Origin of the sequence: Escherichia sp. WS33, from assembly GCF_046486385.1 — a bacterium.
Lineage (GTDB): Bacteria > Pseudomonadota > Gammaproteobacteria > Enterobacterales > Enterobacteriaceae > ECMA0423.
Genome location: NZ_JBJQLJ010000006.1, coordinates 102,248 through 125,558, shown reverse-complemented (window position 1 = coordinate 125,558; position 23,311 = coordinate 102,248). Strand labels below are relative to the sequence as shown.

Genomic DNA, 23,311 nt, shown 5'->3' with positions numbered 1-23,311 from the left:
ATGGAAAAAGTCATGTTGTCCTTTGACAAAGTCAGCGCCCACTACGGCAAAATCCAGGCGCTGCATGAGGTGAGCCTGCATATCAATCAGGGCGAGATTGTCACCCTCATTGGCGCGAACGGGGCGGGGAAAACCACCTTGCTCGGCACGTTATGCGGCGATCCGCGCGCTACCAGCGGGCGAATTGTGTTTGATGATAAAGACATTACCGACTGGCAGACGGCGAAAATCATGCGCGAAGCGGTAGCGATTGTCCCGGAAGGGCGTCGCGTCTTCTCGCGGATGACGGTGGAAGAGAACCTGGCGATGGGCGGCTTTTTTGCCGAACGCGACCAGTTCCAGGAGCGCATAAAGTGGGTGTATGAACTGTTTCCACGTCTGCATGAGCGCCGTGTTCAGCGGGCAGGCACCATGTCCGGCGGTGAGCAACAAATGCTGGCGATTGGTCGCGCGCTGATGAGCAACCCGCGTTTGCTGCTACTTGATGAGCCATCGCTCGGTCTTGCGCCGATTATCATCCAGCAAATTTTCGACACCATCGAGCAGCTGCGCGAGCAGGGGATGACTATCTTCCTCGTCGAGCAGAACGCCAACCAGGCGCTAAAGCTGGCGGATCGCGGCTACGTGCTGGAAAACGGCCATGTGGTGCTCTCCGATACCGGCGACGCGCTGCTGGCGAACGAAGCAGTGAGAAGTGCGTATTTAGGCGGGTAATAACACGTTGATTGATAAGGCGTCAAAAGACTCCTTTGAGACAGGTGACAAATGTAAAATTGCCTGATGCGCTGCGCTTATCAGGCCTACTGGGTGAGTTGCAATATATTGAATTTGCACGATCTTGTAGGCCGGATAAGGCGTTTACGCCGCATCCGGCATGAAACGATGAGTAATCTGTAGAGTTTGATTCAGACCTTCTATTTTCCGCTTATCCGTGCCCCATCTCCCATTTTCCCTCACCCACGCCGTCACCGCCTTGTCATCTTTCTGACACCTTACTATCTTACAAATGTAACAAAAAAGTTATTTTTCTGTAATTCGAGCATGTCATGTTACCCCGCGAGCATAAAACGCGTGAATTCGCGCATTCGGTACAACAAGAGAGATAAACGATGAAACCGTTACATTATACAGCTTCAGCACTGGCGCTCGGACTGGCGTTAATGGGGAATGCACAGGCAGTGACGACCATTCCGTTCTGGCATTCTATGGAAGGGGAACTGGGTAAAGAGGTGGATTCTCTGGCCCAACGTTTTAACGCCGAAAATCCGGATTACAAAATTGTACCGACCTATAAAGGCAACTACGAACAGAATTTAAGCGCGGGGATTGCCGCATTTCGTACCGGCAACGCTCCGGCTATTTTGCAGGTTTATGAAGTTGGCACCGCCACCATGATGGCATCGAAAGCCATTAAACCGGTATATGACGTGTTTAAAGAGGCGGGGATTCAATTCGATGAGTCGCAGTTTGTGCCGACGGTTTCCGGTTACTACTCCGACAGCAAAACGGGCCACTTACTCTCCCAGCCATTCAACAGCTCGACCCCCGTTCTCTATTACAACAAAGACGCCTTCAAGAAAGCAGGATTAGACCCGGAACAACCGCCGAAAACCTGGCAGGATCTGGCGGACTATGCCGCGAAACTGAAAGCCTCCGGTATGAAGTGCGGCTACGCCAGCGGCTGGCAGGGCTGGATCCAACTGGAAAACTTTAGCGCCTGGAACGGTCTGCCGTTTGCCAGCAAAAACAACGGCTTTGACGGCACGGACGCGGTGCTGGAGTTCAACAAGCCGGAGCAGGTGAAACACATCGCCATGCTCGAGGAGATGAACAAGAAGGGCGACTTCAGCTACGTCGGTCGTAAGGATGAATCCACCGAGAAGTTCTATAACGGTGATTGCGCGATGACCACCGCCTCTTCCGGTTCTCTCGCTAATATTCGTGAGTACGCCAAATTTAACTATGGCGTAGGCATGATGCCTTACGACGCCGATGCGAAAGATGCACCGCAAAACGCCATTATCGGCGGGGCCAGCCTGTGGGTGATGCAGGGCAAAAATAAAGAAACGTATACCGGCGTGGCGAAGTTCCTCGACTTCCTCGCGAAGCCAGAAAACGCTGCCGAGTGGCATCAGAAAACCGGTTATCTGCCAATCACCAAAGCAGCGTATGACCTGACCCGTGAGCAGGGCTTTTACGAGAAAAACCCAGGGGCGGATACCGCGACGCGTCAGATGCTGAATAAGCCGCCGTTGCCGTTCACCAAAGGGCTGCGTCTGGGCAACATGCCGCAGATCCGCGTGATTGTGGATGAAGAGCTGGAGAGCGTGTGGACCGGTAAGAAGACACCACAGCAGGCACTGGATACCGCCGTTGAGCGTGGAAATCAGTTGCTGCGCCGCTTTGAGAAATCGACGAAGTCTTAATCAGTGTAATGTCGGATGCGTTTCGCTTATCTGACCTGGCATCGCGTGTAGGCCGGATAAGCGAAGCGCATCCGGCACAGTTCAGGAATTAACCGTAATGTCATCATCCCGTCCGGTGTTCCGCTCGCGCTGGCTGCCTTATCTGCTGGTCGCGCCGCAGCTCATCATCACCGTTATCTTTTTTATCTGGCCTGCGGGCGAAGCGTTGTGGTACTCGCTACAAAGCGTCGATCCGTTTGGTTTCTCCAGCCAGTTTGTCGGCCTGGATAACTTCGTCGCGCTGTTTCATGACAGCTACTATCTCGACTCCTTCTGGACGACGATAAAATTCAGCACCTTTGTCACCGTCAGCGGTTTGCTGGTGTCGCTGTTCTTCGCGGCGTTGGTGGAGTACATCGTGCGCGGCAGCCGTTTCTATCAAACCTTGATGCTGCTGCCGTATGCCGTGGCTCCCGCCGTTGCCGCCGTATTGTGGATCTTCCTGTTTAACCCCGGTCGTGGGCTGATCACCCATTTTCTCGCTGAGTTCGGTTATGACTGGAACCATGCGCAGAACAGCGGTCAGGCAATGTTTCTGGTGGTGTTTGCCTCGGTGTGGAAGCAAATCAGCTACAACTTTCTGTTCTTCTATGCCGCGCTGCACTCCATTCCCCGTTCATTGATTGAAGCTGCAGCCATCGACGGTGCAGGCCCAATTCGCCGCTTCTTTAAGATTGCGCTGCCGCTTATCGCTCCGGTGAGTTTCTTCCTGCTGGTAGTGAACCTGGTGTATGCCTTCTTCGACACCTTCCCGGTGATCGACGCCGCCACGTCCGGCGGGCCGGTTCAGGCCACCACGACGCTGATTTATAAGATCTACCGCGAAGGTTTTACCGGACTGGATCTGGCTTCGTCTGCCGCACAGTCGGTGGTGTTGATGTTCCTCGTCATCGTGCTGACGGTGGTGCAGTTCCGCTATGTTGAAAGCAAGGTGCGTTACCAATGATTGAGAACCGTCCGTGGCTGACGATATTCAGCCATACCATGCTGATCCTCGGGATCGCGGTGATCCTCTTCCCGCTGTACGTGGCGTTTGTCGCGGCGACGCTGGATAAACAGGCCGTCTATGCCGCGCCGATGACGCTCATCCCCGGCACATATCTGCTGGAAAATATCCACAACATCTGGGTTAACGGGGTAGGTACGAATAGCGCGCCGTTCTGGCGGATGTTGCTTAACAGCTTTGTGATGGCGTTCAGCATTACGCTCGGCAAAATTACCGTCTCGATGCTCTCGGCATTTGCCATTGTCTGGTTTCGTTTTCCGCTACGTAACCTCTTCTTCTGGATGATTTTTATCACCCTGATGCTGCCGGTTGAAGTACGTATCTTCCCGACGGTGGAAGTCATCGCCAACCTGAAGATGCTCGACAGCTACGCCGGTTTAACGCTGCCGCTGATGGCCTCGGCGACCGCTACTTTCCTGTTCCGCCAGTTCTTTATGACGCTGCCGGATGAGCTGGTGGAAGCCGCGCGGATCGACGGCGCATCGCCAATGCGCTTCTTTTGCGACATCGTTTTTCCGCTCTCCAAAACTAATCTGGCGGCGCTGTTTGTGATCACCTTTATCTACGGCTGGAATCAGTATTTGTGGCCGTTGTTGATTATTACCGACGTTGATCTCGGCACCACCGTGGCAGGGATCAAAGGGATGATCGCCACTGGCGAAGGCACCACGGAATGGAACTCAGTGATGGCGGCGATGTTGTTAACCCTGATCCCACCAGTAGTGATTGTTTTAGTGATGCAGCGTGCCTTCGTGCGCGGCCTGGTCGATAGTGAGAAATAAGATGGCAGGACTGAAATTACAGGCAGTAACCAAAAGCTGGGATGGCAAAACCCAGGTCATTAAACCGCTGACCCTTGATGTGGCAGATGGCGAATTTATCGTGATGGTCGGGCCGTCTGGCTGCGGGAAATCGACGCTGCTGCGCATGGTTGCCGGGCTGGAGCGGGTGACCGAAGGCGATATCTGGATCAACGACCAGCGCGTGACCGAAATGGAGCCGAAAGATCGCGGGATTGCGATGGTGTTCCAGAACTACGCGCTTTATCCGCATATGAGCGTCGAAGAAAACATGGCGTGGGGGCTGAAAATTCGCGGCATGGGCAAGCAGCAAATAGCCGAGCGCGTTAAAGAAGCGGCGCGCATTCTGGAGCTGGATGGCCTGCTTAAGCGCCGCCCGCGCGAGCTATCCGGCGGTCAGCGTCAGCGTGTGGCGATGGGTCGCGCGATTGTGCGCGATCCGGCGGTGTTCCTGTTTGATGAGCCGCTCTCTAACCTCGATGCCAAGCTGCGCGTGCAGATGCGCCTTGAGCTGCAACAGCTGCACCGTCGCCTGAAAACGACTTCACTCTACGTTACTCACGATCAGGTTGAAGCGATGACGCTCGCCCAGCGAGTAATGGTGATGAACGGCGGCGTTGCCGAACAGATTGGCACACCAGTTGAAGTCTACGAAAAGCCCGCCAGCCTGTTTGTAGCGAGTTTTATCGGCAGTCCGGCGATGAACCTGCTGACAGGCCGCGTGAATAACGAAGGCACGCATTTCGAACTGGACGGCGGTATTGAGCTGCCGCTAAACGGTGGCTACCGTCAGTATGCCGGGCGTAAAATGACTCTCGGCATTCGCCCGGAACATATTGCGCTAAGCTCGCAGGCAGAAGGCGGCGTACCGCTGGTGATGGACACGCTGGAGATCCTCGGCGCAGATAACCTGGCGCACGGACGCTGGGGCGAGCAGAAGCTGGTGGTGCGACTGGCGCATCAGGAGCGCCCGACGGCAGGCAGCACGCTGTGGCTGCATCTGGCGGAAAATCAGCTGCATCTTTTTGATGGTGAAACAGGACAACGAGTATGAGTAACTGGCCTTATCCCCGCATCGTCGCTCATCGTGGCGGCGGTAAGCTGGCCCCGGAAAACACCCTGGCGGCAATCGACGTCGGGGCAAAATACGGTCATAAGATGATCGAATTTGACGCGAAGTTATCGAAAGATGGCGAGATCTTCCTGCTCCATGACGACAATCTCGAACGCACCAGCAACGGCTGGGGCGTCGCGGGTGAACTGAACTGGCAGGATTTACTGCGCGTGGATGCGGGCAGTTGGTACAGCAAAGCGTTTAAAGGTGAGTCGCTGCCGTTGCTTTCGCAGGTGGCGGAACGCTGTCGCGAACACGGGATGATGGCGAATATCGAAATCAAACCCACCACTGGCACTGGACCATTAACGGGCAAAATGGTGGCGCTGGCGGCACGCCAACTGTGGGCCGGTATGACGCCGCCGCTGCTGTCATCGTTTGAGATTGATGCTTTAGAAGCTGCACAGCTGGCGGCACCGGAACTGCCGCGTGGTTTATTGCTTGATGAGTGGCGCGACGACTGGCGCGAACTGACCGCGCGGCTGGGCTGCGTCTCTATTCATCTCAATCATAAGTTACTCGATAAAGTGCGAGTGATGCAGTTGAAAGACGCCGGACTGCGGATTCTGGTTTATACCGTCAATAAACCCCAGCGCGCGGCAGAGTTGCTGCGCTGGGGCGTGGATTGCATCTGTACCGATGCGATTGACGTGATTGGTCCGAACTTTACGGCCCAATAGTTTTCAACGGAATGTCAGGCTGCGGCGTGCTGGGCTGATTCAGCATGTCGCCGTTTCTCCTCTCCGGCAGCATATGCTGCTGATTCAACGAACTATCCGGATTACGGTTGCTGTTTAACATCCCGCCGTTGGTGTTGGGCAGCATTTGCTGCCGGGCGGGATTTCGCTCCCCCGGCTGTGACTGCAACACCCGCTGAGAATTATTGTTTATCTGGTTTTCTAAATGCTGCTGTTGCAACTGAGTTTGCGTTTTCAGTTGCTGATTCAGCATCCCTTTTTGCTGGATTTGCTGAGTCTGCATCTGGGTTTGCATCCGCTGCTGGCTGGGTATCTGATACCCCGGCTGGTTAGGGTTGTTCAGAGTATTAATGGGCTGTGCAAAGCCGACAAACGGCAGGAGTGCCGTAAGAATCAGAAGTCGTTTCATCGCGTATCCTCCTCTGAAGATATCCTTTAAGTTTACTCGCTTCCCGACAAAACGATGATTAATTCAGAGTTATATACCAGGCTTAGCTGGGGTTGCCCCTTAATCTCTGGAGAATAACGATGATAAAACCGACGTTTTTACGCCGGGTGGCCATTGCTGCTCTGCTCTCAGGAAGTTGTTTTAGCGCCGCCGCCGCGCCTCCTGCGCCGCCCGTCTCGTATGGTGTGGAGGAAGATGTCTTCCACCCGGTACGCGCGAAACAGGGAATGGTAGCGTCTGTGGACGCCACTGCCACTCAGGTGGGGGTGGATATTCTCAAGGAGGGCGGGAATGCCGTTGATGCCGCCGTGGCGGTGGGCTACGCGCTGGCGGTAACGCATCCGCAGGCAGGGAATCTGGGCGGTGGTGGTTTTATGCTGATCCGCTCGAAAAATGGCAATACCACCGCTATCGATTTCCGCGAAATGGCACCCGCTAAAGCGACCCGCGATATGTTCCTTGATGACCAGGGCAACCCGGACAGCAAAAAATCACTCACTTCGCATCTGGCTTCCGGCACACCAGGTACGGTCGCTGGTTTCTCGCTGGCGTTGGATAAGTACGGCACTATGCCGTTGAACAAAGTGGTGCAGCCCGCGTTCAAACTGGCACGCGATGGTTTTATCGTTAACGATGCTTTGGCAGACGATCTCAAAACCTACGGTAGCGAAGTGTTGCCGAATCACGAAAACAGCAAAGCTATCTTCTGGAAAGAGGGCGAACCGCTGAAAAAGGGCGACACGCTGGTGCAGGCGAACCTGGCAAAGAGCCTGGAGATGATTGCTGAAAACGGCCCGGACGAATTCTATAAAGGCACGATTGCGGAACAGATCGCCCAGGAGATGCAGAAAAACGGTGGCTTGATCACTAAAGAAGATTTAGCGGCCTATAAAGCGGTCGAACGCACTCCGATAAGCGGCGATTATCGCGGGTATCAGGTTTACTCCATGCCACCGCCATCCTCCGGCGGGATCCATATCGTACAAATCCTCAATATTCTGGAAAACTTCGATATGAAGAAATACGGCTTTGGCAGCGCCGATGCGATGCAAATCATGGCAGAAGCGGAGAAATACGCCTACGCCGACCGCTCGGAATATCTTGGCGACCCGGATTTTGTCAAAGTCCCGTGGCAGGCACTGACCAATAAAGCCTATGCCAAATCCATTGCCGATCAAATTGATATCAACAAAGCGAAGCCGTCCAGTGAGATTCGCCCTGGCAAGCTTGCGCCTTATGAGAGTAATCAAACTACCCATTACTCTGTAGTGGATAAAGACGGTAACGCGGTGGCGGTGACCTATACGCTGAACACCACCTTCGGTACGGGTATTGTCGCGGGCGAGAGCGGTATTCTGCTTAATAACCAGATGGATGATTTCTCCGCCAAACCGGGCGTACCGAACGTTTACGGGCTGGTGGGCGGTGATGCCAACGCCGTCGGGCCGAACAAACGCCCGCTGTCGTCGATGTCGCCGACCATTGTGGTGAAAGACGGTAAAACCTGGCTGGTTACCGGTAGCCCAGGCGGTAGCCGGATCATCACTACAGTGCTGCAAATGGTGGTGAATAGCATCGATTATGGCATGAACGTCGCCGAAGCGACCAATGCGCCGCGTTTCCACCATCAGTGGTTGCCGGACGAGCTGCGTGTCGAAAAAGGGTTTAGCCCGGATACGCTCAAGCTGCTGGAAGCAAAAGGTCAGAAAGTGGCGCTGAAAGAGGCGATGGGCAGTACACAAAGCATTATGGTTGGGCCGGACGGTGAGTTGTACGGCGCATCCGACCCGCGCTCGGTGGATGATTTAACGGCGGGGTACTAAGGTTAGCGGCCCTCTTCGTGGGAAGAGGGCTATTTTGTCAGGGCAAGCCGAAGGTAGCCTTTTTTATTTCGTAATCCTGTAGATATTCTTCCAGCGGCTTTGCCGTTCCCAGAGAATGAATTTCACCACTGTCTTTATCAATAATAAAAGGTGCGTTACCAGCTAAGCGCGCGGCCTCATCTCCAGTTTCGAGAAATTCTCGTGCTTCGAAACAGAAATACCAGCCCTGGCTAAAGCGTCCATGTAGAGTAATGACGACCGGGAGATCTGCATCATCAAGGTAATGGTTCGCTTTCGCGAATGCGTCGTGATAAGTAATCATAATTATAATAAATATTATTGTTGAGTGTTATATTATTATTCCTGTGTGATACATTGAGCAAAGACGCGTTCATCTTCGTCAAAGATATTATTAAATGCTGGTTTTGAAAAAAGTTCATCGGATAAGATATAGTCACGAAATAAGTATCTGCTAATATTTTATGATTTCTTTTTCAGAACGTCGAACGGGATTTTCTTATTTAAGATATCAGAATCTTATGATTCGGGTAAAATTCTAAATAAATCAACATGTCATTAAAATCATCATAGCCATTAGCTATTTCGGCTAAAATAGAGACTACATGTCTTCGGTCCATCTCACTTAAGGAGTGTAGTTCCGTTGTAAGTTTTTCCATAGCTTGCACTGCTAAATTTCGAACAAGGAATTTTCTGCTGGTAATCTCTAAAAAGATGGCATGGTTTACAATGATTTTTGTTTCCTTTTGATTATTATGAACAACTGTCCATGATTTCGTTTAAGAATGAAGAGAAATCACTAAACGAACTGAATATATTTTCTGTGCCAATATTATCTCTAATTTCAAAAAAGTTACTTTTAATGTCATAAGTAAATATTGAAATGCTATCATCCCCGATCACTAACCGTTCTTGTAGATCAGGGTTTATGAAATCATCATTATTTCTATAAAATTCATTTACGGCAAAAAGGTTTTTAACTGAAGGTTCTGGAATCGAGAGGCTAAATAATCGTAATCCATTAACTTCGAATCCATCCATTGCTCTTAAAAAAGTAAGATAATCAGGTTGATTCTTAAAAAGAATACTAACTTCATTACATAACTTCTCCAGGCAATTAGTTGAATTAGAATTAAATTCTATTTGGATTATACTTTCAATAAATGATTCCTTGAGCGGTGCTTCAAATGGATAGTCTAAATCATTCATCATTTTTATTAATTTATTTATTTGGGTTTTAGTCATCATTTTGTGTGGTCCATAATATTTTTCATGGGAGGATAAATTGAGCCAGATAGAATGGCCCAGGGAGTGATTTTGCTTTCACCTACTAATATTCCCTTAGCTATTCGTGATTGCATGTTAGTAAAAACTTTATGATATGGTTCGTTTTCGATTAATACTAAATTTTCGAAATCATTAGTACCACCATCATCTAGAGATAGTTTATGGTGAACATTATAATTTAGAGGAACATTGCCCTTTCTCATTCTTAAAAGGTCTTCGGCGTTGAATCTTCCAGATGCTTCGGAGGTTTTTGCAAGTTTGATAAGAAAATTTTTTCTTACAGTTTTATTAAACTCCTTTCGTAAGTTAGCTAAGTCTTTTGAAGGTCTCTTAATGTATATTATTTCTATTATGTCTATACCATCAAGAAGTTTTTGTTGACCTCTAAGTTTGCCTAAGTAACTATTTATTTCTGTATATGTATCAACATTAGAACGCTTTGTTAAAAGAATAGATGCTGTTGCTATCGCTATGCCCGCTGTTTTTTCATTTAGTATTTGATCATAGCCTTTTATTGCATCTCCACCCAGTTTTTCCGCAGTATCTCTGAATCCTTCAATGTTCCCATTGTATACGCCACCAGCAGCAAGTAGCCTGCCAATAGCTTTGCTGTTTAACGTTTTGAAACGATTATTTGTTTGGTTTTTTGAATTTGGTAAAAACAAACGGTTATAATTTTCAGGGAGTGCCAAATAGCTGAACTCGGTATTTGCGATAAGATGTTGACAGAGGATAAATTCATAACTAATAGTTATTGTTTCTGTATCCAGTTGGTTTTCAATGATCTGGTGATGAATAGCCGATAAAAAAGCGCCCCTTAGTTGTATATAATAATACTTTTCCCATCTACCAAATCTATTTATTCGATAGAAGTCAAATCCCATAAATAATTGTTCATTATTGTTAATGGAATTAATAAATAATGGAGTGCTTTTATCAATTAATTTACAAAATGTTATACCATGGAACTGTGAACCAAGCCCCGTATTATTAATATTATTTAAGAGTGAGAATGTAAATATTTCATCCTCATGCCCGCTCTGCCAACGATTACCTGTAGACTCAGAAGTCCCACAACCTGCGGAGATGCTTCCTTGTTGTTCTCCCGTTACTGTCAGGTAAACAATATTACTCATCCCTGAAAAGTCCTTTTATGGCATGCTATTTTATCAATGGCAATATTATGCTTGTTAATTGTTATTTATTTACTCCAGGAAATTGTAGGCGTATATATTAAAAAAAATATTACACTTTAGGAAGTAATTATGAGTTAAATCTCAATTTATGTATTGGGCAAATAAATACCTTAAAGGAAGGTATGTCGATTTTGAATGACACCCTTTTTCCATCTCAGAAAAAGGGCACTATCTTACTTCACCCGCGCCATATAATATGCATCGACATATTCACCATTACGCAATGCGTACTTCTTACCAGTCCCTTCAATTTCAAAGCCGTATTTTTTATAGACCTTAATTGCCGGGGCGTTATCGACAAACACGGTTAGTTCAATGCGATCTACCCGCAACCAGTTGTCGCACATTTCAATCATCTCTCGCATCAGGGCGCTGGCGACGCCGCGGTTCTTCCAACGAGAGTCGACACAGATACCAAAATCGGCAACATGACTGCGGCGTGGGCGCTGTTGCACGTCAATGGTGAGATGGCCCACGACGTCTCCATCAATACAGGCGACGAGTTGCTTGATGCCGGGACGATCGGCGAGTCGCTCCTGCCACATATGATCGGAAGGATGAGGCACCTGTAGTGTGTTGCAATACACCTCCGGCTGGGCGTGAATCTGCCTGATGGCCTCGTAATCCCGTGTTTCTGCGTGGCGTATTACTATCTCACTCATTCCTTTGTCCTCTTTGGGGTAAATGTCCCTTTCAACATCATTGACTTTCAAATGCGAGTCAAATGCATTTTTTTGCAAAAAGTGTTGGACAAGTGCGAATGAGAATGATTATTATTGTCTCGCGATCAGGAAGACCCTCGCGGAGAACCTGAAAGCACGACATTGCTCACATTGCTTCCAGTATTACTTAGCCAGCCGGGTGCTGGCTTTTTTTTTGATCTTTCGTTCTCAATTTATCCACGGGAGTGCTTGTGTTCGTTATGCGCACTCCAGTAGGAACCACGTCCGCTTTGCGCTAAGGTGTAAATAACCACCTTAAAAAGGACGAAATCATGGTCATCAACTGCGCCTTTATTGGCTTCGGCAAAAGCACCACCCGTTACCATCTGCCGTATGTACTTAACCGCAAGGATAGCTGGCATGTCGCGCATATTTTTCGTCGCCATGCGAAGCCGGAAGAACAGGCTCCCATTTATTCCCATATCCATTTCACCAGCGATCTCGACGAAGTACTAAACGATCCCGATGTTAAGCTGGTTGTTGTCTGCACCCACGCGGACAGCCATTTCGAGTACGCGAAACGCGCGCTGGAAGCCGGGAAAAATGTGCTGGTCGAAAAACCGTTCACCCCGACGCTTGCCCAGGCGAAGGAGCTGTTTGCGTTGGCGAAAAGCAAAGGGCTGACCGTCACGCCGTATCAGAATCGTCGCTTTGACTCCTGCTTCCTGACAGCGAAAAAAGCGATTGAAAGTGGCAAGTTGGGAGAGATTGTTGAAGTGGAAAGCCATTTTGACTATTACCGCCCGGTGGCAGAGACCAAACCTGGGCTGCCGCAGGATGGCGCGTTTTATGGCCTTGGTGTGCATACGATGGACCAGATTATTTCTCTGTTCGGTCGCCCGGATCACGTCGCTTATGACATCCGCAGCCTGCGTAATAAAGCCAATCCTGACGACACCTTTGAAGCGCAACTGTTTTATGGCGACCTGAAAGCCATCGTCAAAACCAGCCATCTGGTGAAAATCGATTATCCGAAATTTATCGTTCACGGTAAGAAAGGTTCGTTTATTAAATACGGTATCGACCAGCAGGAAACCAGCCTGAAGGCTAATATTATGCCGGGCGAACCGGGATTCGCAGCGGATGATTCGGTCGGTGTGCTGGAGTATGTCAATGACGAGGGCGTGACGGTCAGAGAAGAGATGAAGCCGGAGATGGGCGATTACGGGCGCGTTTATGATGCGTTGTATCAAACCATCACCCACGGTGCGCCAAATTACGTCAAGGAATCTGAAGTTCTTACGAATCTGGAAATCCTTGAACGCGGATTTGAGCAAGCCTCTCCCTCCACAGTAACTCTCGCTAAGTAAGTTTGATGGCCCCTCGAATAGTTCAATTTTTTTGAACAGAGGGGTCAATTTTCACCCTCTATCATCCCAGGCAGATCGGGTCCACACTAAGCCCATCGAAATCATTCATGGGGCGAATACAAATGATCTACTTACGCAAAGCAAATGAACGTGGTCATGCAAATCATGGCTGGCTGGACTCCTGGCATACTTTCTCTTTTGCCAACTATTACGATCCGAACTTTATGGGCTTTTCCGCGCTGCGCGTGATTAACGACGACGTGATTGAAGCAGGGCAGGGCTTCGGCACTCACCCGCATAAAGATATGGAAATTTTGACCTACGTGCTGGAAGGTACTGTTGAGCATCAGGACAGCATGGGCAATAAAGAGCAGGTTCCGGCGGGTGAGTTCCAGATTATGAGTGCGGGTACGGGTATTCGTCACTCAGAGTACAACCCAAGCAGCACCGAGCGTCTGCATCTGTATCAGATCTGGATCATGCCTGAAGAAAATGGCATTACGCCGCGTTATGAACAGCGTCGCTTCGATGCCGTGCAGGGCAAACAGCTGGTGCTCTCGCCGGATGCGCGAGATGGTTCGCTGAAAGTGCATCAGGATATGGAACTGTATCGTTGGGCGTTGCTGAAAGATGAGCAGTCGGTGCATCAGATTGCCGCTGAACGCCGCGTCTGGATCCAGGTGGTGAAAGGCAATGTCACCATTAACGGCGTGAAAGCCTCGACCAGCGATGGTCTGGCAATCTGGGATGAGCAGGCAATCTCCATCCATGCGGATAGCGACAGCGAAGTGTTACTGTTCGATCTGCCGCCGGTTTAAAACTCAACGGCATCTTTGAAGCCTGCCTTTTTGCAGGCTTCCTCGCTCGCTCCGGTCGCGTGCTGATGCACGCTTCCGGGGTTTTGCCGCGTCGTTAGCACAATGCGATGCAATTGATTTAGTGTATATCTAATAATTGTAAACAAGCACTGTTTTCCCCGGGAAGGTTCTGATGCGTCCGTGTTAAACTAAGAGAATCTATCTCTTTTGTACCTTCAGGACGATGAAAAAGAAAAGACCCGTACTTCAGGATGTGGCTGACCGTGTAGGCGTGACCAAAATGACGGTCAGCCGCTTTTTGCGTAACCCGGAGCAGGTTTCCGTCGCTCTACGCGGCAAGATTGCCGCCGCTCTTGATGAACTGGGCTATATTCCCAATCGTGCGCCCGATATCCTCTCTAACGCTACCAGCCGGGCGATTGGCGTCCTGTTACCTTCTCTCACCAACCAGGTTTTCGCGGAAGTATTACGCGGAATCGAAAGCGTCACCGACGCGCACGGTTATCAGACGATGCTGGCGCACTACGGTTATAAACCGGAAATGGAGCAAGAACGTCTCGAATCCATGCTGTCCTGGAATATCGACGGCCTGATCCTCACCGAACGTACCCACACGCCGCGCACCTTAAAGATGATTGAAGTGGCGGGGATCCCGGTGGTGGAGTTGATGGACAGCCAGTCGCCGTGCCTCGATATCGCCGTCGGTTTTGATAACTTTGAAGCGGCACGCCAGATGACTACCGCCATTATTGCGCGCGGGCATCGCCACATTGCCTATCTCGGCGCACGTCTCGACGAACGTACTATCATCAAACAGAAGGGATACGAACAGGCGATGCTGGATGCAGGCCTGGTGCCGTATAGCGTGATGGTTGAGCAATCTTCTTCTTACTCTTCCGGTATTGAACTGATTCGCCAGGCGCGGCGGGAATATCCGCAGCTGGATGGCGTGTTCTGTACTAATGATGATCTGGCGGTCGGCGCGGCGTTTGAATGTCAGCGTCTGGGGTTAAAAGTTCCTGACGATATGGCGATTGCCGGTTTCCACGGTCATGACATTGGTCAGGTGATGGAGCCACGACTGGCGAGCGTGCTGACGCCGCGTGAGCGGATGGGCAGTATTGGCGCTGAACGCCTGCTGGCGCGTATTCGTGGCGAATCTGTGACACCGAAAATGTTAGATTTAGGTTTCACCTTGTCACCGGGCGGATCTATTTAAGCCCACAAATTTGAAGTAGCTCACACTTATACACTTAAGGCACGGATGGATATTGCTTCTGATATTGTCCGGCCGGACAATGTTACCGATAACAGTTACCCGTAACATTTTTAATTCTTGTATTGTGGGGGCACCACTTTGAGCACGACTAACCATGATCACCACATTTACGTCTTGATGGGCGTCTCAGGCAGCGGCAAATCTGCGGTCGCCAGTGAAGTGGCGCATCAACTTCATGCCGCGTTTCTTGATGGCGATTTCCTCCATCCACGGCGCAATATCGAAAAAATGGCGTCTGGCGAACCGCTGAATGACGACGATCGCAAACCGTGGTTGCAGGCGCTGAACGACGCCGCGTTTGCTATGCAGCGCACTAATAAAGTGTCACTGATCGTCTGTTCTGCATTGAAAAAACACTATCGCGACTTGCTGCGTGAAGGTAATCCGAATCTCTCTTTCATCTACCTGAAAGGCGATTTTGACGTGATTGAAAGCCGCCTGAAAGCGCGCAAAGGCCATTTCTTTAAAACCCAAATGTTGGTGACGCAGTTTGAAACGCTGCAGGAGCCGGGTGCGGACGAAACTGATGTACTGGTGGTGGATATCGATCAACCGCTGGAAGGTGTTGTGGCAAGCACCATTGAGGTTATTAAAAAAGGCAAATAAGTAGTGACTACATTAACGCTTGTTTTAACAGCAGTAGGGTCTGTTTTACTGCTGCTGTTTTTAGTCATGAAGGCGCGTATGCACGCTTTCCTGGCTTTGATGGTGGTGTCCATGGGGGCTGGCCTTTTTTCCGGTATGCCGCTCGATAAAATCGCAGCGACGATGGAAAAAGGGATGGGAGGCACCCTCGGCTTCCTGGCGGTGGTTGTCGCCCTGGGAGCTATGTTTGGCAAGATCTTACATGAAACCGGCGCAGTCGATCAGATTGCCGTCAAAATGCTCAAATCCTTCGGTCACAGCCGCGCGCATTATGCCATCGGCCTTGCGGGGCTGGTCTGTGCGCTACCGCTGTTCTTTGAAGTGGCGATTGTTCTGCTGATTAGCGTTGCTTTCTCAATGGCGCGCCACACCGGTACGAACCTGGTGAAGCTGGTAATCCCATTATTCGCAGGCGTGGCGGCCGCGGCTGCGTTCCTGGTGCCTGGGCCAGCGCCAATGCTCCTCGCATCGCAGATGAACGCCGATTTTGGCTGGATGATCCTGATTGGCCTGTGTGCGGCAATTCCGGGAATGATTATTGCCGGGCCGCTGTGGGGTAATTTCATCAGCCGCTACGTGGAGTTGCATATTCCTGACGACATCAGCGAACCGCATCTCGGCGAAGGCAAAATGCCATCTTTCGGATTCAGCCTGTCGCTGATCCTGTTGCCGCTGGTGCTGGTGGGGCTGAAAACCATTGCCGCGCGTTTTGTGCCAGAAGGCTCTACCGCTTACGAATGGTTCGAGTTTATTGGTCATCCGTTTACCGCGATTCTGGTTGCTTGTCTGGTAGCGATTTATGGCCTGGCAATGCGTCAGGGCATGCCAAAAGACAAAGTGATGGAGATTTGCGGTCACGCGCTGCAACCGGCGGGGATCATTCTGCTGGTGATTGGTGCAGGCGGCGTGTTCAAACAGGTGCTGGTTGACTCTGGCGTAGGTCCGGCACTGGGCGAAGCGTTAACCGGCATGGGCCTGCCGATTGCTATCACCTGCTTCGTGCTGGCAGCTGCAGTGCGCATCATTCAGGGTTCTGCCACCGTAGCCTGTTTAACGGCGGTAGGACTGGTGATGCCGGTTATTGAACAACTGAACTACTCCGGTGCGCAAATGGCGGCGCTGTCGATTTGTATCGCTGGTGGTTCGATTGTTGTCAGCCACGTTAACGACGCCGGTTTCTGGTTGTTCGGTAAATTTACCGGCGCGACCGAAGCCGAAACGCTGAAAACCTGGACCATGATGGAAACCATCCTCGGCACTGTCGGTGCCATCGTTGGGATGATTGCGTTCCAGCTGTTGAGTTAAGTTTGTTCGCCCGGTAGTTGTGACACTACCGGGTTCTTTTCGAAAAACTCTCCTCGTTACCCCTTCATCCACATTCGAATGCCGTCGAGGAACATCTGGGTTGCCATCATCACCAGAATCAATCCCATCAGGCGTTCAAGTGCGTTCACCCCTTTCTCGCCCAGCAGACGTAAAAATAGCGAAGACTGTAGCAGGATGACAAAGGTGCCGCCCCAGGCCAGCAGCAGAGCAATCACCAGATGCCCCATCTGATTCGGGTACTGATGAGACAACAACATCAGCGTGGCGAGAATAGTCGGCCCGGCGACTAACGGAATTGCCAACGGCACGATAAATGGCTCTTCACCTGCCGGAAGCCCGCTGCTATTTCCTGAAGCGCTGGGGAAAATCATCTTAATGGCAATTAGAAACAGAATGATGCCGCCAGAAATGGAGACGGTTTCTGCTCGCAGGCTGAGAAATGCCAGAATTTTCTCACCCGCAAACAGGAACACCAGCATCACCAGGAGAGCAATAAGCAACTCTCGCACCATGATTGCCCGCCGTCTTTTCGGTTCAGTATGTTTCAGTACGGACATGAAAATAGGTAGGTTTCCGAGCGGATCCATAATCAGGATCAATAAAACTGCTGCAGAAATGATTTCATTCATAACTCAAATTCCCTGATAATTGCCGCGGACTTTCTGCGTGCTAACAAAGCAGGATAAGTCGCATTACTGATGGCTTCGCTATCATTGATTAATTTCACTTGCGACTTTGGCTGCTTTTTGTATGGTGAAAGATGTGCCAAGAGGAGACCGGCACATTTATACAGCACACATCTTTGCAGGAAAAAAACGCTTATGAAAAATGTTGGTTTTATCGGCTGGCGCGGTATGGTCGGCTCCGTTCTCATGCAACGCATGGTTGAAGAGCGCGACTTCGACGCCATTCGCCCTGTCTTCTTTTCTACTTCTCAGCTTGGCCAGGCTGCGCCGTCTTTTGGCGGAACCACTGGCACACTTCAGGATGCCTTTGATCTGGAGGCGCTAAAGGCCCTCGATATCATTGTGACCTGTCAGGGCGGCGATTATACCAACGAAATCTATCCAAAGCTTCGTGAAAGCGGATGGCAAGGTTACTGGATTGACGCAGCATCGTCTCTGCGCATGAAAGATGACGCCATCATCATTCTTGACCCCGTCAATCAGGACGTCATTACCGACGGATTAAATAATGGCATCAGGACTTTTGTTGGCGGTAACTGTACCGTAAGCCTGATGTTGATGTCGTTGGGTGGTTTATTCGCCAATGATCTTGTTGATTGGGTGTCCGTTGCAACCTACCAGGCCGCTTCCGGCGGTGGTGCGCGACATATGCGTGAGTTATTAACCCAGATGGGCCATCTGTATGGCCATGTGGCAGATGAACTCGCGACCCCGTCCTCTGCTATTCTCGATATCGAACGCAAAGTCACAACCTTAACCCGTAGCGGTGAGCTGCCGGTGGATAACTTTGGCGTGCCGCTGGCGGGTAGCCTGATTCCGTGGATCGACAAACAGCTCGATAACGGTCAGAGCCGCGAAGAGTGGAAAGGGCAGGCGGAAACCAACAAGATCCTCAACACATCTTCCGTAATTCCGGTAGATGGTTTATGTGTGCGTGTCGGGGCATTGCGCTGCCACAGCCAGGCATTCACTATTAAATTGAAAAAAGATGTGTCTATTCCGACCGTGGAAGAACTGCTGGCTGCGCACAATCCGTGGGCGAAAGTCGTTCCGAACGATCGGGAAATCACTATGCGTGAGCTAACCCCAGCTGCCGTTACCGGCACGCTGACCACGCCGGTAGGCCGCCTGCGTAAGCTGAATATGGGACCAGAGTTCCTGTCAGCCTTTACCGTGGGCGACCAGCTGCTGTGGGGGGCCGCGGAGCCGCTGCGTCGGATGCTTCGTCAACTGGCGTAATCTTTATTCATTAAATCTGGGGCGCGATGCCGCCCCTGTTAGTGCGTAATACAGGAGTAAGCGCAGATGTTTCATGATTTACCGGGAGTTAAATAGAGCATTGGCTATTCTTTAAGGGTGGCTGAATACATGAGTATTCACAGCCTTACCTGAAGTGAGGACGACGCAGAGAGGATGCACAGAGTGCTGCGCCGTTCAGGTCAAAAAAATGTCACAACCAGAAGTCAAAAATCCAATTGGATGGGGTGACACAATAAAACAGGAAGACAAGCATGTCCGATCGTATCGATAGAGACGTGATTAACGCGCTAATTGCAGGCCATTTTGCGGATCCTTTTTCCGTACTGGGAATGCATAAAACCACCGCGGGACTGGAAGTCCGTGCCCTTTTACCCGACGCTACCGATGTGTGGGTGATTGAACCGAAAACCGGGCGCAAACTCGCAAAACTGGAGTGTCTCGACTCACGGGGATTCTTTAGCGGCGTCATTCCGCGACGTAAGAATTTTTTCCGCTATCAGTTGGCTGTTGTCTGGCATGGTCAGCAAAACCTGATTGATGATCCTTACCGTTTTGGTCCGCTAATCCAGGAAATGGATGCCTGGCTATTATCTGAAGGTACTCACCTGCGCCCGTATGAAACCTTAGGCGCGCATGCAGATACTATGGATGGCGTCACAGGTACGCGTTTCTCTGTCTGGGCTCCAAACGCCCGTCGGGTCTCGGTGGTTGGGCAATTCAACTACTGGGACGGTCGCCGTCACCCGATGCGCCTGCGTAAAGAGAGCGGCATCTGGGAACTGTTTATCCCTGGGGCGCATAACGGTCAGCTCTATAAATACGAGATGATTGATGCCAATGGCAACTTGCGTCTGAAGTCCGACCCTTATGCCTTCGAAGCGCAAATGCGCCCGGAAACCGCGTCTCTTATTTGCGGGCTGCCGGAAAAGGTTGTACAGACTGAAGAGCGCAAAAAAGCGAATCAGTTTGATGCGCCAATCTCTATTTATGAAGTTCACCTGGGTTCCTGGCGTCGCCACACCGACAACAATTTCTGGTTGAGCTACCGCGAGCTGGCCGATCAACTGGTGCCTTATGCTAAATGGATGGGCTTTACCCACCTCGAACTACTGCCCATTAACGAGCATCCCTTCGATGGCAGTTGGGGTTATCAGCCAACCGGCCTGTATGCACCAACCCGCCGTTTTGGTACTCGCGACGACTTCCGTTATTTCATTGATGCCGCACACGCAGCTGGTCTGAACGTGATTCTCGACTGGGTGCCAGGCCACTTCCCGACTGATGACTTTGCGCTTGCCGAATTTGATGGCACGAACTTGTATGAACACAGCGATCCGCGTGAAGGCTATCATCAGGACTGGAACACGCTGATCTACAACTATGGTCGCCGTGAAGTCAGTAACTTCCTCGTCGGTAACGCGCTTTACTGGATTGAACGTTTTGGTATTGATGCGCTGCGCGTCGATGCGGTGGCGTCAATGATTTATCGCGACTACAGCCGTAAAGAGGGGGAGTGGATCCCGAACGAATTTGGCGGGCGCGAGAATCTTGAAGCGATTGAATTCTTGCGTAATACCAACCGTATTCTTGGTGAGCAGGTTTCCGGTGCGGTGACAATGGCTGAGGAGTCTACCGATTTCCCTGGCGTTTCTCGTCCGCAGGATATGGGCGGTCTGGGCTTCTGGTACAAGTGGAACCTCGGCTGGATGCATGACACCCTGGACTACATGAAGCTCGACCCGGTTTATCGTCAGTATCATCACGATAAACTGACCTTCGGGATTCTCTACAACTACACTGAAAACTTCGTCCTGCCGTTGTCGCATGATGAAGTGGTCCACGGTAAAAAATCGATTCTCGACCGCATGCCGGGCGACGCATGGCAGAAATTCGCGAACCTGCGCGCCTACTATGGCTGGATGTGGGCATTCCCGGGCAAGAAACTACTGTTCATGGGTAACGAATTTGCCCAGGGCCGCGAGTGGAACCATGACGCCAGCCTCGACTGGCATCTGTTGGAAGGCGGCGATAACTGGCACCACGGTGTCCAGCGTCTGGTGCGCGATCTGAACCTCACCTACCGCCACCATAAAGCAATGCATGAACTGGATTTTGACCCGTACGGCTTTGAATGGCTGGTGGTGGATGACAAAGAACGCTCGGTGCTGATCTTTGTGCGTCGCGATAAAGAGGGTAACGAAATCATCGTTGCCAGTAACTTTACGCCGGTGCCGCGTCATGATTATCGCTTCGGCATAAACCAGCCGGGCAAATGGCGTGAAATCCTCAATACCGATTCCATGCACTATCACGGCAGTAATGCAGGCAATGGCGGCACGGTACACAGCGATGAGATTGCCAGCCACGGTCGTCAGCATTCACTAAGCCTGACGCTACCACCGCTGGCCACTATCTGGCTGGTTCGGGAGGCAGAATGACACAACTCGCCATTGGCAAACCCGCTCCCCTCGGCGCGCATTACGACGGTCAGGGCGTCAACTTCACACTTTTCTCCGCTCATGCCGAGCGGGTAGAACTGTGTGTCTTTGACGCCAATGGCCAGGAACATCGCTATGACTTGCCAGGGCACAGTGGCGACATTTGGCACGGTTATCTGCCGGATGCGCGCCCGGGTTTGCGTTATGGTTATCGCGTTCATGGCCCCTGGCAACCCGCCGAGGGGCATCGCTTTAACCCGGCGAAGTTGTTGATTGATCCTTGCGCGCGGCAAATTGAGGGGGAGTTTAAAGATAACCCGCTGCTGCACGCCGGTCATAATGAACCTGACTATCGCGACAACGCCGCCATTGCGCCGAAATGCGTAGTGGTGGTTGATCACTATGACTGGGAAGATGATGCCCCGCCGCGCACGCCGTGGGGCAGCACCATCATTTATGAAGCCCATGTCAAAGGATTAACGTACTTGCACCCGGAGATCCCGGTCGAGATCCGTGGCACTTATAAAGCCCTCGGGCATCCGGTGATGATCAACTATTTGAAACAATTGGGCATTACCGCGCTGGAACTGCTGCCAGTGGCGCAGTTTGCCAGTGAACCACGTCTGCAACGCATGGGGCTAAGTAACTACTGGGGTTACAACCCGGTGGCGATGTTTGCGCTGCATCCGGCGTATGCCTGCTCGCCAGAAACGGCGCTGGATGAGTTTCGCGATGCAATCAAAGCACTGCATAAAGCGGGTATCGAAGTCATTCTTGATATCGTGCTCAACCATAGTGCGGAACTGGACCTCGACGGCCCGTTATTCTCGCTGCGTGGGATCGATAACCGTAGCTATTATTGGATAAGAGAAGACGGCGATTATCACAACTGGACCGGTTGCGGCAACACGCTCAATTTGAGTCATCCGGCGGTGGTGGATTATGCCAGCGCCTGCCTGCGTTATTGGGTAGAAACCTGCCACGTCGATGGTTTCCGCTTTGATCTGGCGGCAGTCATGGGCCGTACGCCAGAGTTCCGTCAGGATGCGCCGTTGTTTACCGCTATCCAGAACTGCCCGGTGCTCTCGCAGGTGAAGTTAATTGCTGAACCGTGGGATATCGCTCCTGGTGGTTATCAGGTGGGAAATTTCCCGCCGCTGTTTGCCGAGTGGAACGATCATTTCCGCGATGCTGCCCGTCGTTTCTGGCTACATTATGATTTGCCTCTGGGGGCGTTTGCCGGGCGTTTTGCTGCCTCCAGCGATGTTTTTAAACGTAATGGTCGTCTGCCGAGTGCCGCGATTAATCTCGTCACCGCGCATGACGGTTTTACGCTTCGCGACTGCGTTTGCTTCAACCATAAACACAATGAAGCAAACGGAGAAGAAAATCGCGACGGGACCAACAACAATTACAGTAACAATCATGGTAAAGAAGGGTTAGGCGGTTCTCTTGACCTGGTTGAACGGCGGCGCGACAGCATTCACGCCCTGTTAACAACGTTGTTGCTCTCCCAGGGTACGCCGATGTTACTGGCCGGTGACGAACATGGTCACAGCCAGCATGGCAATAACAATGCCTACTGTCAGGATAACCAATTAACCTGGTTGGACTGGTCGCAGGCAAGCAGTGGTTTAACCGCATTTACCGCCGCGTTAATCCATCTGCGCAAGCGCATTCCCGCTTTGGTGGAGAATCGCTGGTGGGAAGAAGGCGACGGCAATGTCCGTTGGCTAAATCGATATGCTCAACCTTTAAGCACGGATGAGTGGCAAAACGGGCCGAAACAGCTGCAAATTCTGCTCTCGGATCGCTTTTTGATCGCAATTAACGCCACGCTTGAGGTAACAGAGATTGTTTTACCTGCTGGGGAGTGGCACGCCATTCCCCCATTCGCTGGAGAGGATAACCCAGTGATTACGGCTGTCTGGCAGGGACCTGCACACGGATTGTGTGTGTTCCAGAGATGATA

General features: G+C 51.1%; 22 protein-coding genes. 15 read left to right on the top strand and 7 right to left on the bottom strand.

The features are described from left to right. The 6 genes from livF to ugpQ all read left to right on the top strand — a co-directional run bounded on the left by livF (window position 1) and on the right by ugpQ (window position 6,065). On the top strand, window positions 1-714 hold the full coding sequence (gene livF / locus ACJHXA_RS07365; protein WP_000416895.1) for a high-affinity branched-chain amino acid ABC transporter ATP-binding protein LivF: 714 nt from the start codon (window positions 1-3) through the stop codon (window positions 712-714). Window positions 715-1,109: 395 nt separating this feature from the next. Next, window positions 1,110-2,426 carry a sn-glycerol-3-phosphate ABC transporter substrate-binding protein UgpB gene (gene ugpB, locus ACJHXA_RS07360; RefSeq protein WP_000803193.1) on the top strand — a complete coding sequence of 439 codons (1,317 nt, stop codon included), beginning with the start codon at window positions 1,110-1,112 and terminating at the stop codon, window positions 2,424-2,426. A 97-nt stretch (window positions 2,427-2,523) separates the two neighbouring features. Further along, entirely contained in the window at window positions 2,524-3,411 is an 888-nt protein-coding gene (ugpA, locus tag ACJHXA_RS07355) for a sn-glycerol-3-phosphate ABC transporter permease UgpA (protein WP_000099275.1), read from the top strand. Then, window positions 3,408-4,253, top strand: coding sequence for a sn-glycerol-3-phosphate ABC transporter permease UgpE (ugpE, locus tag ACJHXA_RS07350; RefSeq protein ID WP_000572179.1), 846 nt, complete (start codon window positions 3,408-3,410; stop codon window positions 4,251-4,253). The genes ugpA and ugpE overlap by 4 nt, the downstream gene beginning before the upstream one ends. A 1-nt stretch (window position 4,254) precedes the next feature. Beyond that, entirely contained in the window at window positions 4,255-5,325 is a 1,071-nt protein-coding gene (ugpC, locus tag ACJHXA_RS07345; protein ID WP_000907790.1) for a sn-glycerol 3-phosphate ABC transporter ATP binding protein UgpC, read from the top strand. Continuing rightward, the gene (gene ugpQ / locus ACJHXA_RS07340) at window positions 5,322-6,065 is read left to right on the top strand and encodes a glycerophosphodiester phosphodiesterase (protein WP_000073609.1); all 744 of its coding nucleotides are present in this window, start codon (window positions 5,322-5,324) and stop codon (window positions 6,063-6,065) included. Before ugpC ends, ugpQ begins: the two co-directional genes overlap by 4 nt. Here ugpQ and ACJHXA_RS07335 read toward each other — a convergent pair. Continuing rightward, window positions 6,052-6,492 carry a DUF2756 family protein gene (locus ACJHXA_RS07335; RefSeq protein ID WP_000825996.1) on the bottom strand — a complete coding sequence of 147 codons (441 nt, stop codon included), beginning with the start codon at window positions 6,490-6,492 and terminating at the stop codon, window positions 6,052-6,054. The genes ugpQ and ACJHXA_RS07335 overlap by 14 nt on opposite strands. 119 nt (window positions 6,493-6,611) lie before the next feature. Here ACJHXA_RS07335 and ggt point away from each other — a divergent pair, with 119 nt between their 5' ends. After that, window positions 6,612-8,354, top strand: a complete 1,743-nt coding sequence (gene ggt / locus ACJHXA_RS07330) for a gamma-glutamyltransferase (RefSeq protein WP_000595084.1) — start codon at window positions 6,612-6,614, stop codon at window positions 8,352-8,354. A 37-nt stretch (window positions 8,355-8,391) separates the two neighbouring features. Here the strand turns inward: ggt and ACJHXA_RS07325 are convergent, their stop codons facing one another. The 5 genes from ACJHXA_RS07325 to yhhY all read right to left on the bottom strand — a co-directional run bounded on the left by ACJHXA_RS07325 (window position 8,392) and on the right by yhhY (window position 11,517). Next, window positions 8,392-8,676, bottom strand: a complete 285-nt coding sequence (locus tag ACJHXA_RS07325; RefSeq protein WP_000634159.1) for a YrhB family protein — start codon at window positions 8,674-8,676, stop codon at window positions 8,392-8,394. A gap of 199 nt (window positions 8,677-8,875) precedes the next feature. Then, on the bottom strand, window positions 8,876-9,031 hold the full coding sequence (gene yrhD / locus ACJHXA_RS07320) for a protein YrhD (protein WP_001307436.1): 156 nt from the start codon (window positions 9,029-9,031) through the stop codon (window positions 8,876-8,878). 94 nt (window positions 9,032-9,125) lie between these two features. Beyond that, window positions 9,126-9,620, bottom strand: a complete 495-nt coding sequence (gene yrhA, locus ACJHXA_RS07315; RefSeq protein WP_000988496.1) for a protein YrhA — start codon at window positions 9,618-9,620, stop codon at window positions 9,126-9,128. Then, window positions 9,617-10,795 carry an Hcp1 family type VI secretion system effector gene (gene tssD, locus ACJHXA_RS07310; protein WP_000065907.1) on the bottom strand — a complete coding sequence of 393 codons (1,179 nt, stop codon included), beginning with the start codon at window positions 10,793-10,795 and terminating at the stop codon, window positions 9,617-9,619. The genes yrhA and tssD overlap by 4 nt, the downstream gene beginning before the upstream one ends. Before the next feature lie 233 nt (window positions 10,796-11,028). Then, window positions 11,029-11,517: an N-acetyltransferase gene (gene yhhY, locus ACJHXA_RS07305; RefSeq protein ID WP_001295206.1), complete on the bottom strand. Its 489-nt coding sequence runs from the start codon at window positions 11,515-11,517 to the stop codon at window positions 11,029-11,031. A 332-nt stretch (window positions 11,518-11,849) separates the two neighbouring features. Here yhhY and ACJHXA_RS07300 point away from each other — a divergent pair, with 332 nt between their 5' ends. The 5 genes from ACJHXA_RS07300 to gntU all read left to right on the top strand — a co-directional run bounded on the left by ACJHXA_RS07300 (window position 11,850) and on the right by gntU (window position 16,934). Continuing rightward, a complete protein-coding gene (locus ACJHXA_RS07300) occupies window positions 11,850-12,887 on the top strand; it encodes an oxidoreductase (protein WP_000236293.1) in 1,038 nt (345 codons plus the stop codon). Window positions 12,888-13,009: 122 nt separating this feature from the next. Further along, on the top strand, window positions 13,010-13,705 hold the full coding sequence (gene yhhW, locus ACJHXA_RS07295; RefSeq protein ID WP_000639811.1) for a quercetin 2,3-dioxygenase: 696 nt from the start codon (window positions 13,010-13,012) through the stop codon (window positions 13,703-13,705). Window positions 13,706-13,928: 223 nt separating this feature from the next. Further along, window positions 13,929-14,924, top strand: coding sequence for a gluconate operon transcriptional repressor GntR (gene gntR / locus ACJHXA_RS07290; protein ID WP_000730263.1), 996 nt, complete (start codon window positions 13,929-13,931; stop codon window positions 14,922-14,924). Window positions 14,925-15,062: 138 nt separating this feature from the next. Then, entirely contained in the window at window positions 15,063-15,590 is a 528-nt protein-coding gene (gene gntK / locus ACJHXA_RS07285) for a gluconokinase (RefSeq protein WP_000108330.1), read from the top strand. Between the two features lie 3 nt (window positions 15,591-15,593). Then, window positions 15,594-16,934 (top strand): gluconate transporter, encoded by a 1,341-nt coding sequence (gene gntU / locus ACJHXA_RS07280; RefSeq protein ID WP_000210111.1) that lies wholly within the window; start codon window positions 15,594-15,596, stop codon window positions 16,932-16,934. A 56-nt stretch (window positions 16,935-16,990) separates the two neighbouring features. Here the strand turns inward: gntU and yhgN are convergent, their stop codons facing one another. After that, window positions 16,991-17,584: an NAAT family transporter YhgN gene (gene yhgN, locus ACJHXA_RS07275; RefSeq protein ID WP_001002544.1), complete on the bottom strand. Its 594-nt coding sequence runs from the start codon at window positions 17,582-17,584 to the stop codon at window positions 16,991-16,993. A gap of 192 nt (window positions 17,585-17,776) precedes the next feature. Here yhgN and asd point away from each other — a divergent pair, with 192 nt between their 5' ends. The 3 genes from asd to glgX all read left to right on the top strand — a co-directional run bounded on the left by asd (window position 17,777) and on the right by glgX (window position 23,309). Continuing rightward, window positions 17,777-18,880, top strand: coding sequence for an aspartate-semialdehyde dehydrogenase (gene asd, locus ACJHXA_RS07270; protein ID WP_000799956.1), 1,104 nt, complete (start codon window positions 17,777-17,779; stop codon window positions 18,878-18,880). 272 nt (window positions 18,881-19,152) lie between these two features. Next, a complete protein-coding gene (gene glgB / locus ACJHXA_RS07265) occupies window positions 19,153-21,339 on the top strand; it encodes a 1,4-alpha-glucan branching enzyme (RefSeq protein ID WP_001283723.1) in 2,187 nt (728 codons plus the stop codon). Then, window positions 21,336-23,309, top strand: coding sequence for a glycogen debranching protein GlgX (gene glgX / locus ACJHXA_RS07260; RefSeq protein ID WP_000192552.1), 1,974 nt, complete (start codon window positions 21,336-21,338; stop codon window positions 23,307-23,309). Before glgB ends, glgX begins: the two co-directional genes overlap by 4 nt. Window positions 23,310-23,311: the final 2 nt, after the last annotated feature.